Origin of the sequence: Tepidimonas sp. HKU77, from assembly GCF_049728535.1 — a bacterium.
In the GTDB taxonomy this organism is placed as follows: Bacteria; Pseudomonadota; Gammaproteobacteria; order Burkholderiales; family Burkholderiaceae_C; genus Tepidimonas.
In genome coordinates this window covers 352,137-364,545 of record NZ_CP187300.1, presented here as the reverse complement: position 1 = coordinate 364,545, position 12,409 = coordinate 352,137, and the positions used below count along the sequence as shown (strand labels likewise).

At 69.7% G+C, this 12,409-nt stretch carries 15 protein-coding genes and 1 tRNA gene; 7 read left to right on the top strand and 9 right to left on the bottom strand.

The features are described 5' to 3' along the window. Nucleotides 1-2 precede the first annotated feature (2 nt). Together ACPP3B_RS01695 and ACPP3B_RS01690 are read right to left on the bottom strand one after the other, a co-directional pair. Complete coding sequence (locus tag ACPP3B_RS01695) at nt 3-512, bottom strand: peptidylprolyl isomerase (RefSeq protein ID WP_299019304.1); 510 nt, start codon at nt 510-512, stop codon at nt 3-5. 168 nt (nt 513-680) lie between these two features. Next, entirely contained in the window at nt 681-1,280 is a 600-nt protein-coding gene (locus ACPP3B_RS01690; RefSeq protein WP_299019306.1) for a tetratricopeptide repeat protein, read from the bottom strand. A 70-nt stretch (nt 1,281-1,350) separates the two neighbouring features. Between ACPP3B_RS01690 and cysS the strand changes: the two genes are divergently transcribed. The 4 genes from cysS (at nt 1,351) to tilS (ending at nt 5,498) form a co-directional block, all read left to right on the top strand. Next, nucleotides 1,351-2,724: a cysteine--tRNA ligase gene (cysS, locus tag ACPP3B_RS01685; protein ID WP_424859536.1), complete on the top strand. Its 1,374-nt coding sequence runs from the start codon at nt 1,351-1,353 to the stop codon at nt 2,722-2,724. 32 nt (nt 2,725-2,756) lie between these two features. Further along, nucleotides 2,757-3,404: a DNA-3-methyladenine glycosylase family protein gene (locus tag ACPP3B_RS01680; protein WP_299019341.1), complete on the top strand. Its 648-nt coding sequence runs from the start codon at nt 2,757-2,759 to the stop codon at nt 3,402-3,404. Nucleotides 3,405-3,484: 80 nt separating this feature from the next. Then, the gene (locus ACPP3B_RS01675; RefSeq protein ID WP_424859535.1) at nt 3,485-4,462 is read left to right on the top strand and encodes an acetyl-CoA carboxylase carboxyltransferase subunit alpha; all 978 of its coding nucleotides are present in this window, start codon (nt 3,485-3,487) and stop codon (nt 4,460-4,462) included. Then, entirely contained in the window at nt 4,407-5,498 is a 1,092-nt protein-coding gene (tilS, locus tag ACPP3B_RS01670; RefSeq protein WP_424859534.1) for a tRNA lysidine(34) synthetase TilS, read from the top strand. The genes ACPP3B_RS01675 and tilS overlap by 56 nt, the downstream gene beginning before the upstream one ends. On the opposite strand, the gene ACPP3B_RS01665 is transcribed toward tilS, so the two are convergent. Next, nucleotides 5,419-5,619: a DUF2905 domain-containing protein gene (locus ACPP3B_RS01665; RefSeq protein WP_144325396.1), complete on the bottom strand. Its 201-nt coding sequence runs from the start codon at nt 5,617-5,619 to the stop codon at nt 5,419-5,421. The genes tilS and ACPP3B_RS01665 overlap by 80 nt on opposite strands. 60 nt (nt 5,620-5,679) lie before the next feature. Here ACPP3B_RS01665 and ACPP3B_RS01660 point away from each other — a divergent pair, with 60 nt between their 5' ends. From ACPP3B_RS01660 to ACPP3B_RS01650, 3 genes are all read left to right on the top strand, one after another. After that, entirely contained in the window at nt 5,680-6,963 is a 1,284-nt protein-coding gene (locus ACPP3B_RS01660; RefSeq protein WP_144325398.1) for an aspartate kinase, read from the top strand. A gap of 55 nt (nt 6,964-7,018) precedes the next feature. Then, nucleotides 7,019-7,112: transfer RNA gene (locus ACPP3B_RS01655), tRNA-Ser, on the top strand. A 78-nt stretch (nt 7,113-7,190) separates the two neighbouring features. Beyond that, nucleotides 7,191-8,252, top strand: coding sequence for an asparaginase (locus tag ACPP3B_RS01650; RefSeq protein ID WP_424859533.1), 1,062 nt, complete (start codon nt 7,191-7,193; stop codon nt 8,250-8,252). A gap of 30 nt (nt 8,253-8,282) precedes the next feature. Here the strand turns inward: ACPP3B_RS01650 and adk are convergent, their stop codons facing one another. The 6 genes from adk to ACPP3B_RS01620 all read right to left on the bottom strand — a co-directional run bounded on the left by adk (nt 8,283) and on the right by ACPP3B_RS01620 (nt 12,307). Further along, complete coding sequence (gene adk / locus ACPP3B_RS01645; protein ID WP_299019321.1) at nt 8,283-8,939, bottom strand: adenylate kinase; 657 nt, start codon at nt 8,937-8,939, stop codon at nt 8,283-8,285. A gap of 159 nt (nt 8,940-9,098) precedes the next feature. Further along, on the bottom strand, nt 9,099-9,884 hold the full coding sequence (kdsB, locus tag ACPP3B_RS01640) for a 3-deoxy-manno-octulosonate cytidylyltransferase (protein WP_424859532.1): 786 nt from the start codon (nt 9,882-9,884) through the stop codon (nt 9,099-9,101). A 12-nt stretch (nt 9,885-9,896) separates the two neighbouring features. Beyond that, nucleotides 9,897-10,106, bottom strand: a complete 210-nt coding sequence (locus ACPP3B_RS01635; protein ID WP_299019324.1) for a Trm112 family protein — start codon at nt 10,104-10,106, stop codon at nt 9,897-9,899. An 8-nt stretch (nt 10,107-10,114) separates the two neighbouring features. Beyond that, nucleotides 10,115-11,218, bottom strand: a complete 1,104-nt coding sequence (lpxK, locus tag ACPP3B_RS01630; protein WP_424859531.1) for a tetraacyldisaccharide 4'-kinase — start codon at nt 11,216-11,218, stop codon at nt 10,115-10,117. Next, nucleotides 11,218-11,646 (bottom strand): ExbD/TolR family protein, encoded by a 429-nt coding sequence (locus ACPP3B_RS01625; protein WP_299019326.1) that lies wholly within the window; start codon nt 11,644-11,646, stop codon nt 11,218-11,220. Before ACPP3B_RS01625 ends, lpxK begins: the two co-directional genes overlap by 1 nt. 25 nt (nt 11,647-11,671) lie before the next feature. Next, the gene (locus ACPP3B_RS01620; protein ID WP_299019327.1) at nt 11,672-12,307 is read right to left on the bottom strand and encodes a MotA/TolQ/ExbB proton channel family protein; all 636 of its coding nucleotides are present in this window, start codon (nt 12,305-12,307) and stop codon (nt 11,672-11,674) included. Nucleotides 12,308-12,409 lie beyond the last annotated feature (102 nt).

Sequence of the window (12,409 nt, the reverse complement as noted above, 5' to 3'; positions counted from 1 at the left end):
CGTCAGGGGTTGACGACAACGGCCTTGGTGATCACCACGTCTTGCAGCGGCACGTCGTCGTGGAAGCCCCGGCGTCCGGTGGCCACCTTGCGGATGGCGTCGACCACCTCGGTGCCGGATTTGACCTTGCCGAACACCGCGTAGCCCCAGCCCTGCAGGGTGGGGGCGGTGTGGTTCAAAAACCCGTTGTCGGCAACATTGATGAAAAACTGCGCCGTGGCCGAGTGCGGGGCTTGCGTGCGCGCCATCGCGATCGTGTAGCGGTCGTTTTTCAGGCCGTTGGTGGCTTCGTTTTCGATCGGCGCGCGCGTGGGCTTTTGCTTCATGCCCGGCTCAAAGCCGCCGCCCTGGATCATGAAGCCATCGATGACGCGGTGAAAGATCGTGCCGTCGTAATGCCCGTCGCGCACGTATTGCAAAAAGTTTTCGACCGTCTTGGGCGCCTTGGCGGCGTCGAGTTCGAGCGTGATGACGCCGTGGCCGGCGATGTGGAGTTCGACTTGGGGGTTCATGGAACGGGCTCCGGTGGAGGAGGGGCTTTTCGCCCCGGACGGGGTGGGCGCGGCTTGGGCGCGCGCGGCGGTCCAGCCCACGGCGGCGCCGCAGGCCAGCAGGCCCAGCAGGGCGCGGCGGTGCACGGGTGGTGTCGGACGATGCATGGCAAGCAAAGCGGTCGAGGGTCAACGAGTGGCCGGGACAGGCGGCTGCAGCAGCGAGCGCAGCGCCTGCGCGCGCTCGCGCAACTCGGGCATGTCGGGTTGTAGCGCCAGCGCGCGCTGCCAGTGGCCCAGCGCCAGCCGGGCGTATACGTCGCCCAGGTTGCGGTGGGCCGTGGCGTAGTCGGGGTTGGCGCGAATGGCGTCTTCGAGCGCTGCGCGTGCCTCGGCCAGCCGACCGTGCGCCGCGTGCAACACCGCCAGGTTGTTGTGCGGTTCGGGCAGTTCGGGGTAGGCCTGGATCAGCGCTTCGTACACCTGGCGCGCCGCGTCGACGTCGCCCTGGCCGGCCAGCACCACGCCCAGCAGCAGGCGGGCCTGCGGGTCGCCGGGATGATCCTGCAGCCACTGCTGCAGGCGCTGCTGCGCCAGCGGCCAGGACTGGGTGGCGATGAGGCGCTGGACGTCGGCGTACGGCGCGGCCGGTGATGCGGATTGCGCCAGCGCAGGCGACAACACGCCCAGTGCCAGACTCAGCAGCGCGAGCGCACCCAGGCGTGGCACACGCGGCCGGCGGGGGGGCCGCTGGGTGGTGGGGGAGGGGGGATGAATCAACTCGGGCATCGGTGCACAATACGCGCCTTTGCACTGATTGTAGCCCGCGGGTTCATGACTCGCTGGGCCCCGTTTTGCCATGACCCTGCGCATCTACAACTCGCTCACGCGCCGGCTCGATCCGCTCGTGCCGCTGGAGCCCGGCCACGTTCGCATGTACGTCTGCGGCATGACCGTCTACGATCTCTGTCACCTGGGGCACGCGCGCTCTATGGTGGCATTCGACGTCGTGCAGCGCTGGCTCAAGGCCAGCGGCTATCGCGTGACCTACGTGCGCAATATCACCGATATCGACGACAAGATCATCGCCCGCGCGCTGCAAAACGGCGAAACCATCCGCAGCCTGACCGACCGCATGGTGGCGGCCCTGCACGCCGACGCCGACACGCTGGGCATCGAGCGTCCCACGTTCGAGCCGCGGGCCACCGAATTCGTGCCCCAGATGGTGGGCCTGATCGAGCGGCTGGAGGCCAAGGGCCTGGCCTACCGCAGCGACAACGGCGACGTCAACTACGCGGTGCGGGCCTTCCCCGGCTATGGCAAGTTGTCGGGCAAGTCGATCGACGAGCTGCGTGCGGGCGAGCGCGTGGCGGTGGGCGACGGCAAGCGCGATCCGCTCGACTTCGTGCTGTGGAAGGCCGCCAAGCCCGAGGAGCCCGATGAGGCCAAATGGGACAGCCCCTACGGCCTGGGGCGGCCGGGCTGGCACATCGAGTGCTCGGCCATGAGCTGCGAGATGCTGGGCGAGAGCTTCGACATCCACGGCGGCGGCGCCGACCTGCAGTTTCCCCACCACGAAAACGAAATCGCCCAGAGCGAAGGCGCCACCGGCAAGCCGCTGGCCCAGATCTGGATGCACAACGGCTTCGTGCGTGTGGACAACGAGAAGATGTCCAAGAGCCTGGGCAACTTTTTCACCATCCGCGAGGTGCTGCAGAAGTTCGACGCCGAGACGGTGCGCTTTTTCATCGTGCGCGCGCACTACCGCAGCCCGCTCAACTACAGCGACCAGCACCTCGAAGACGCGCGTGCGGCGCTCAAGCGGCTCTACACCGCGCTGGCCGCCGTGCCACCGCAGACGGTCACCATCGACTGGGCGGAGCCGCATGCGGCACGCTTCAAGGCCGCGATGGACGAGGACTTTGGCACGCCCGAGGCACTGGCGGTGTTGTTCGACCTGGCGGCCGAGGTTAACCGCACGCGCGACGCCGCCGCCAGCGGCCTGCTGCGCGCGCTGGGCGGCACCCTCGGACTGCTGCAGCAGGATCCGCAGGCGTTTCTGCGCGCTGGTGCCGGACTGGACGAAGCGGCGATCGCCCAGCGCATTGCCGAGCGGGCAGCTGCCAAAGCGGCGCGTGACTTCGCCACCGCGGACCGCATCCGGGCCGAGCTGGCCGCGCAAGGCATCGTGCTCAAGGACGGTCCGCAAGGCACGACCTGGGAGCGCGCGTGACTGCCGCCGCCGGACAACGTCGCGGGGCCGCGCTGGACCGGGATCCCCCGGCGGCAGGCGGTGTCGTGCCCCCCTACTGGGGCGAGGCGTGCACGCACCTGGTCGGTCGCGACCGCGTCATGGCGCGCCTGATCCCGCAGTTTGCCGGCGCTTGCCTGCAGTCGCGCGGCGATCCGTTCGGTACGCTCGCGCGCAGCGTTGTGGGCCAGCAGATCTCGGTCAAAGCCGCGCAGTCGGTGTGGGAGCGGCTGCTGGCCTGCGTGGGTGACTGCACGCCGCATGCGGTGCTGGCGTGCCCCGACGACACGCTGCGCGCCGCGGGGCTGAGCGCGCGCAAGGTCGAGTATCTGCATGACCTCGCGCGCCACTTTGCCGAGGGCCGGATCGACCCGGCGGCGTGGCACGCCATGGACGACGAGGCCATCATCCGTGAGCTGGTGGCGATTCGCGGCGTCGGTCGCTGGACGGCGGAGATGTTTCTCATCTTCCACCTGATGCGGCCGGACGTGTTGCCGCTGGACGACGTGGGTTTGCTGCGCGGCATCAGCCAATGCTATTTTTCGGGCGAGCCCGTCAGCCGCAGCGACGCGCGTGAGGTGGCGGCCGCCTGGGCCCCGTACCGCAGCGTGGCGACTTGGTATATTTGGCGCTCGCTGGACCCGGTGCCGGTGGCGTACTAAAACCCCAACCCCCCGGACCGGTGGTGGGTGTGCCCCCGAGTCGGTGACACTAGGGCCGCGAGCGCCCGTGGAGAGACACCTTGGCCAAACGCAATTTTCTGGATTTCGAGCAGCCGATCGCGGAACTCGAAGCCAAGATCGAAGAGCTGCGCTATGTGCAGACCGAGTCGGCGGTCGATATCTCGGAAGAGATCGAGCGCCTGAGCCAAAAGAGCCTGCAGCTCACCAAAGACATCTACAGCAAGCTCACCCCGTGGCAGGTGACCAAGATTGCGCGCCACAGCGACCGGCCGTACACGCTGGACTATGTGCGCGAAATCTTCACCCACTGGACGGAGCTGCACGGTGACCGCCACTTTGCCGACGACCTCAGCATCGTCGCGGGTCTGGCGCGCTTTCAGGGGCAACCCTGTGTGGTCATCGGCCACCAAAAGGGCCGCGACACCAAAGAGCGCGCGCTGCGCAACTTCGGCATGACCAAGCCCGAGGGTTACCGCAAAGCACTGCGGGCGATGAAGCTGGCGGAAAAATTCCGCCTGCCGGTGTTCACCTTCGTCGACACGCCCGGCGCCTACCCCGGCATCGACGCCGAGGAGCGCAACCAGTCCGAAGCCATCGGGCGCAACATTTTCGAAATGGCGCAGCTCGAAGTGCCGATCATCAGCACCATCATCGGTGAGGGCGGCTCGGGCGGCGCGCTGGCCATCGCCGTGGCCGACCAGGTGCTGATGCTGCAGTACGCGGTGTACTCCGTCATCAGCCCCGAAGGGTGCGCCTCCATCCTGTGGAAGACGGCTGACAAAGCCCCCGAGGCCGCCGAAGCGCTGGGCATCACCGCGCACCGCCTCAAGGCGCTGGGGCTGATCGACAAAATCGTCAACGAGCCGGTCGGCGGTGCGCACCGCGATCCGCAACAGATGGCCGCGCTGCTCAAGCGCGCGCTGGCCGAGGCGCTGCGGCAGGTGGCCGACCTGGAGCCGGCCGAGCTGATCGAGCGCCGCCATGCACGGCTGCAGTCCTTCGGGCGCTTCACCGACACCAAGGCTGCGCGCGCCTGACGCCGCGCTGGCGGCGCTGCATGCCTGGGTCCAGCGCCACCCCGACGTGGCGCGCGGCCACGCCCCCCTGCTGGTGGCCTACAGCGGCGGGGCGGACTCCACCGCGCTGCTGCTGGCCGTGGCGCAGCGCTGGCCGCAGCGGGTGTGCGCGGTGCATGTGCACCATGGCCTGCAAGCCGCGGCCGATGCCTTTGCCGACCACGCCCAGGCTTGCTGCGCCGCCTGGAGCGTGCCGCTGCAGGTGCAGCGTGTGCAGGTGGCGCTGACCCCCGGCCGCAGCCCGGAGGAAGCGGCGCGCGCGGCGCGCTACGCGGCGCTGGCGCAACAGGCCCATGCACATGGGGCGGCGGCGGTGCTGCTGGCCCACCACGCCCTCGATCAACTGGAGACGGTGCTGCTGGCGCTTACCCGCGGCGCTGGGCTGCCGGGGTTGGCGGCGATGCCCGAGCGCTTCGAGCGCGATGGCGTGACCTTCGGCCGCCCGCTGCTGCCGGCCGACCCCCAAGCGCTGCGCGCGCAACTGGCGCAAGCCGGCGTGCCGTGGGTGGAAGACCCCACCAACGCCGATCCTCACCCCACCCGCAACCGCTTGCGCTTGCAGGTGCTGCCGGCGCTGCTGCAGGCGTTTCCACACGCGCCGGCCACCTTCGCGCGCAGCGCGCGCCACGCGGCGCAGGCGCAGGAGCTGCTGCGGCAACTCGCTGCGGAGGACCTCGCCCGCATCGGCGACCCCCCGCAACTGGCCGCGCTGCGCGCGCTGCCGCCGCCGCGCGCCGTCAACGCGCTGCGCCTGTGGCTGCGCCAGCGCCACGGCGCGCAGGCCAGCGACGCGCAGTGGCAGGCCCTGGCGCAGCAAATTCAAGCCGCCCGCACGCGCGGTCAGCGCATCGAGTTGCGCCTGGGCGCCGGCACCGTGCGCCGCGACGGCCCCGTGCTGCGCTGGCGGCCGGACAACGCTAGCGACGCCACCACCACAGCAGCAGCGACAGCAGCACCGACACCACCAGGCTCGTGCCCAGCGGAAAGTAAAAGCTAAACCCTTCGCGCTCGATAGCAATGTCGCCCGGCAGCCGCCCCCACGGCAGGCGGCTCAGCCACGGCCACAACAGCCCCGCGAGCAGCAGCAGGGTCCCGAGAAGGATCAGAAAGCGCTGCATGGCCACCTATAATGTTCGGGTTTGCCCGCATCCGCGCGGGCCATTCCTGTAGATCCATCCATGGCACTGATCGTTCACAAATACGGCGGAACCAGCATGGGCTCCACGGAGCGCATCCGCAACGTGGCCAAGCGGGTCGCCAAATGGGTGCGCGCCGGCCACCAAATGGTCGTCGTGCCCAGCGCCATGAGCGGCGAGACCAACCGTCTGCTCGGCCTGGCCAAGGAAGTCGCCCCTGAAAAGCCCGGCCCCGCGTACTACCGCGAGCTCGACCAACTCGCCGCCACCGGTGAGCAGGTCTCGGTGGGTCTGCTGGCCATCGCGCTGCAGGCCGAAGGCATCGACGCCGTCTCGTACTGCGGCTGGCAGGTGCCGATCCGCACCAACAGCGCGTTCACCAAAGCCCGCATCGAATCGATCGACGACCAGCGCATCCGCGCCGACTTGGCCGCCGGCAAAGTCGTCATCATCACCGGCTTTCAGGGCGTGGACGCCCACGGCAACGTCACCACGCTGGGGCGTGGAGGGTCCGACACCTCCGCCGTGGCGGTGGCCGCCGCGATCAAGGCCGACGAGTGCCTGATCTACACCGACGTCGACGGCGTCTACACCACCGACCCGCGCGTCGTGCCCGAAGCGCGCCGCCTGCAGCGCATCAGCTTCGAGGAGATGCTGGAAATGGCCAGCATGGGCTCCAAGGTGCTGCAAATCCGCTCCGTGGAGTTCGCTGGCAAATACCGTGTCCCGATGCGCGTGCTGTCCAGCTTCACCCCGTGGGACATCCCCATCGAGGAAGAAGCCCACAGCGGCACCCTGATCACCTTTGAGGAAGGTCAATCCATGGAACAAGCCGTCGTCTCCGGCATCGCCTTCAACCGTGACGAAGCCAAGGTCTCGGTGCTGGGCGTGCCTGACAAACCCGGCATCGCCGCGCAAATCCTGGGTGCGGTGGCCGACGCCAACATCGACGTCGACGTCATCATCCAAAACGTCGGCAAAGACGGGCGCACCGACTTCAGCTTCACCGTGCATCGCAACGACCTGGCGCGCGCGCTGGACGTGCTGCGCACCCAGGTGGTGCCGGCGCTGGGCGCCAGCGACGTCGTCGGCGACGCGCGCATCTGCAAAGTCAGCGTCGTTGGCATCGGCATGCGCAGCCACGTCGGCGTGGCCAGCCGCATGTTCCGCTGCCTGGCGGCCGAGGGCATCAACATCCAGATGATCTCCACGTCGGAGATCAAGATCTCGGTCGTCATCGACGAGAAATACATGGAGCTGGCCGTGCGCGCACTGCACCGCGAGTTCGACCTCGATCAGCCCGAGGACACGCTGCAAGGGGCCTGATTTTGCACACGCCGCCGCGCAGACGCCTCGACTTGGGGCATAATGGCGGTTCTTCGGAGTGATGACCGAGAGGCCGAAGGTGCTCCCCTGCTAAGGGAGTATGCGGGCCAAAACCCGCATCGAGGGTTCGAATCCCTCTCACTCCGCCAGCATTCTGGCTGGTCCTGCAGACGAAAAACCCGACCCTAGCCGGTCGGGTTTCGTTTTTTGGCGCTCGGGAGGTGACGATGCAACCCGTATTTTCTATCGACGGCGGCCACCCCAGCGCCGCCGCACCGGTGCTCGCGGTGCTGGGCATGGGCGGCACGATCGCGGGGCGAGCGGCCTCGCCGCACGACGTGGTGGGCTACCAGGCCGGGGTGGTACCGGTGGCCGATCTGGTGGCGGGGATGGCGCCGCCCGTGGGCTGGCGGGTGCAGGCGCAGCAGGTGGCCAACGTCGACAGCAAGGACATGACGGTGGCGCTGTGGCAGGCGCTGTTGGGCGCGGTGCACGCGCAGCTGCAGCAGCCCGAGGTGGGGGCCATCGTCGTCACGCACGGCACCGACACCCTAGAGGAGACGGCTTGGCTGCTGCAAACGGTGCTGCAGCCGGCGCGGCCGGTGGTGCTGGTTGGCGCCATGCGGCCCGCGTCGGCACTGGCGCCCGATGGCCCGCAAAACCTGGCCGATGCGCTGACACTGGCCGTCGATGGCCGCCTGCGCGCCGCCGGTGGCGTGTGGGTGACGCTGGCCGGGCGCGTCTTTGCGGCGCGCACGGTGACCAAAGTGCACCCCACCCGCGCCGATGCGTTTGGCGGTGGCGATGCGGGCCCCGCCGCTTGGGTGGAGGCGGGGCGCGTGCGCTGGGTGGCGCCGCCTGCACCGCTGGCAGGTGAGGCGGCTGATCCGCGGCAGGCCGCACGGATGCAGGCCGTGCTGGCCGCACCACGCTGGCCACGGGTGGAGTGGCTGGCCAGCCATGGCGGCGCGGATGGGGCGCTGGTGCGCGCCTTGCTACGTCAGCGCCGCGAGGCGATGGCGGGGCGCGATGCCGACGATGCGCTGGCCGGGCTGGTGGTCGCGGGAACGGGCAACGGATCGTTGCACGAGCAGCTGGCGGCCGCGCTGGCCCAGGCGCAGGACGAGGGCGTTGCGGTATGGGTGACGACGCGCTGCCCCCAGGGTGAAGTTGTGCCGGGTGAGGGCGGCCGCGCCGAGCGGCGTTTCGCCGTCACCGATTTGCCGCCGCCCAAGGCGCGCGTGTCGCTGTCGCTGCAGCTGTTGTGGCAGGCGGCGGGCCTGGCGTGAGGGTGCGGGCCCGCCGGACCGCCGCGTTTCTCAGTCGGCCAGCGCGGCAAAGACGCGCTGCGTGATCTCCTCGACCGTGCCCAGCCCGCTGATCGCGCGGTATTTGGGGGCGTGGGCCGGATCTTTCTCGGCCCATTGGCGGTAGTAGTCCACCAGCGGACGGGTTTGCTGCGCGTAGACGTCTAGCCGCTTGCGCACGGTTTCTTCCCGGTCGTCGTCGCGCAGGATCAGGTCCTCGCCCGTCACGTCGTCCTTGCCGTCGACCTTTGGGGGGTTGTATTTGATGTGGTACGTGCGACCCGACGCGGGGTGCACGCGCCGCCCGCTCATGCGCTCGATGATGGCGTCAAACGGCACGTCGATCTCGAGCACGTAGTCGATGCGCACGCCCGCCTGGCGCATGGCCTCGGCCTGGGGGATGGTGCGCGGGAAGCCGTCGAACAAAAAGCCGTTGGCGCAGTCCGGCTGGGCGATGCGTTCCTTGACCAGACCGATGATGATGTCGTCGCTGACCAGGCCGCCAGCGTCCATCACCTTCTTGGCTTCGATGCCTAAGGGGGTGCCCGCCTTGACCGCCGCGCGCAGCATGTCGCCGGTGGAAATCTGCGGAATGCCATATTTTTGGCAGATGAACGCGGCCTGCGTGCCTTTGCCAGCACCCGGAGCGCCCAACAGAATCAGTCTCATGGGTTTCCTTTACTCGTCGCGATCGTGTCATGGGGCCGCAACGCCGCGGAGTCTCCTCGTTGGGCCGACGGCGGCGGCTGGCACGGGGCCAGCGCCCAAGAATAGCATGCACATCCCGACACAGGCTTACAGGGGGTGCGATACCGTGCGGGGTTGTCCTCAGGTGTGGTCGCGCTGCCATAGAGCGCGCACGCGCGCCAGGTCCTCCGGCGTATCGACGCCGGGGCCGGGCGCGCGGTCGCTCACCGTCACCGCGATGCGCTCGCCGTGCCACAGCACGCGCAGCTGCTCCAGGGACTCGCAGCGCTCCAGCGGCGCGGGCGGCAGCGACGGAAAGCGCCGCAGAAAACCGGCCCGGTACGCGTAGAGCCCGATGTGGCGCAGGGGCCGGGCGTCGGTCGGCCAATCGTCGAGGGACAGCACGGTGTCGTGGCGCGGGGCATCGCGCCACCACGGCAGCGGCGCGCGGCTGAACAGCAGCGCGGTGTGTTGCCGGTCCAGCACCACCTTGACGACGTTGGGATTGAACAGCTCCTGCGCCGTGGCGATGGGGTGGGCGGCCGTGCCCATGACGCAATCGGGCCGCGCGCGCAGTACGTGCGCGACGTCACGAATCAGCGCCGGGTCGATCAGGGGCTCGTCGCCCTGCACGTTGACCACCAGTGCGTCGTCCGGCAAGCCCAGCTGCTGCACGGCCTCGGCCAGCCGATCGCTGCCGCTGGGGTGGTCGGCGCGGGTCAGCAGCGCCGCGATGCCGGCGTCCTGGCAGACGCGCGCGATCTCGGTGTCGTCCGTGGCCACGGTGCACGACAGCGCCCCGCTGGCCTGCGCACGCTGGGCCACGCGCACGACCATGGGCGCGCCGCCGATGTCGGCCAATGGCTTGTCTGGCAGCCGCGTCGAGGCGCGGCGCGCGGGAATGATGACGTGAAACCCGTCGTGCATGGCCCGGCACCCTCAGCCGACGGCGGGTCGTGGCGGGGCCAGCCGGTCGAGTTCGGCCTCGTCCAGCGCGCGGGCCTCGTTTTCGAGCATGATGGGGATGCCGTCGCGGATGGGGTAGGCCAGTCGTGCGCCGCGCGAGACCAGTTCCTGGGTTTCGCGCACATAGACCAACGGTCCCTTCGTGACCGGGCAGACCAGCAGTTCGAGCAGCTTGGGATCCATGGCGGGCATCATAGCGCGCCACGGTCGGCTGCGCGAGCGCGGCGCCAGGCCTGCAGGTGACGGTCGATGGCGGCGTACCACCCGGGCTCGGGCGTCAGCACCAGCGGCACCTGCCACAGCGTTACCCCATCGGGCAGCGGCTGGCCGTGCAACTTGACGGCATCCTTTTCGGTGCACAGCCAGTGCCGGGGGGCACCGGCCGTGGTGGCCGCGGCCTGCAGTGCGGCACCCAGCGCGGCTGCCGGGGCGTGGTCGGGCAGCGCCAGTGTGTGCACTAGCGTCAGCCCCCGCGCGCGCAGCATGGCAAAAAACGCGTTCGGCCGCGCGATGCCTGCCAGGGCACCCAGCGGGGTGCGCGCGGCGGCCCAGTCGGCCAAGGGCTGCGAGGCACGGAGGGGAGGCTCGTCAGGAGCGGGGACGGGCAGCGCCGCATCGGCCAGGGCGCGCGTGGCTCGGTATTCGGGGTATGGGTGCGGCCGGGGCGGCGCGCTTGGCTTGCCGGTGCGCAGCACCAGCGCCGGCCCGCCGCCCCAGACGGGCGCGGGCCAGGGCTCGCGCAAGGGGCCGGCGGGCAGCAGCCAGCCGTTGCCGACATCGCGCTCGTCGAACACGATGATCGACAGATCGCGCGCCAGCGCCCAGTGTTGCAGGCCGTCATCGCTGACCACGATGTCCACCGTCGGGTGGTGTTGCAGCAGCGCACGCACGGCGGCCGGTCGCTCGTAACCCACGGCCAACGGTGCGCCGGTGCGGCGCACAATCAGCGCCGGCTCGTCGCCGAGCCGTGCGGGGTCGCCCGTGGCGTCGTCGCAGACGCGCACGGCCGCGCGATCCGTGCGCCCGTGGCCGCGCGAGACGACGCCGGGCCGCCAGCCCGCGGCTTGCAGGTGCTGGACGAGGGCGATCACCGTTGGCGTCTTGCCCGCCCCCCCGGCCACCACGTTGCCCACCACCACCACCGGGACCGGCAGCGGGGCGGGCCAGCGCCAGCCAAGCTGCCAGGGCAGGGCGCGCAGGGCCAGCGCACCGCGGTAGAGCAGGGCCAGGGGCAACAGGCCAACGGCCAGCGGACCGCGCCCGTTCCAGGTGGCGCTCAGGTCCGGCAGCGCCATCAGCGCCCCTGGCTGCGCTGGGTGGCAAAGGTGATTTGCACCAGGCCCACTTGGCGCGCCGCGTCCATGACGTTGATGACCGACTGGTGGCTGGCGGCGGCGTCGGCCTGGATGACCAAAATGGGATCGCTGCCTGGTTGGCCGATCGGCCGCGCGGCGCGCAGCGCCTCAATGAGCGCGTCCACGCCGTGTTGTTCCAGCACGCGGTTGGCGACCGCATAGCGTCCGTCAGGGCCCACCATCACCACGATTTCTGCAGGTGCCCGCGGCGGCTGCTCGTCGCTGGCCACGGGCAGATTCACCTGCAGCGCCGTGGCTTGGCTGAACGTGGTGGTGAGCATCAGAAAGATCAGCACCACCAACAGGATGTCGATGAACGGGATCAGGTTGATCTCGGGTTCTTCGCGGTCGCCGTGTCGAAAGTTCATGCACGCCTCGCTGGGGAGTCGAGAGTCAGCGGCGCAGTGTCAGCAGGTGGTGTAAAAACGCCTCGGCCGCCACCTCCAGCTGCAGCAAAAAACCGTCCACCCGCGCGCGGTAGTAGCGCCAGAAAATGAGCGCTGGAATCGCGATCATCAGCCCGAACGCGGTGTTATATAACGCCACCGAGATACCGTGTGCCAGTTGTGCGGGGTTGCCGCCGCCGGGCATCAGTCCGCCCGGCCCGGCCTGCGAGCCAAAGATCTCGATCATGCCGATGACCGTGCCCAACAGTCCGAGCAAGGGAGCGGCCGACGCGACGGTGGCCAGCGCCCCCAGGTAGCGCTGCAACTGCGCGGCCGCCAAGCGTCCCGCGGATTCGAGCGCGCTGCGCAGCTCGGCTTCGGTGGCACGCGGGTTGGCGTGCAGGGCGCGCAGTCCGCTGGCCAGCACCGAGCCCAGCACCGAGTTGTCGGCCAGCTGTTCCACGACGGCAGGCGGCGGCACGCCGTGGCGGCTCGCCTGCACGGCCTCGTCCAGCAGCCGCGGCGGCACGATGCGCGTGGTGCGCAGGCTCCACGCGCGCTCGATGACGAGGGCCAGTCCGAGGACCGAGCACACGATCAGCGTCCAGATGGGCCAGCCGGCGGCCTGTATGATCGACAGCAAGGGCAATCTCCTGTGCAGCGGTGCGATCCGCGCATTATCGGGCACCGAGTCGGTCACTGGTCCCGCGCGGCCCGCCACCGGTATCGGGCCACCTACGGGACC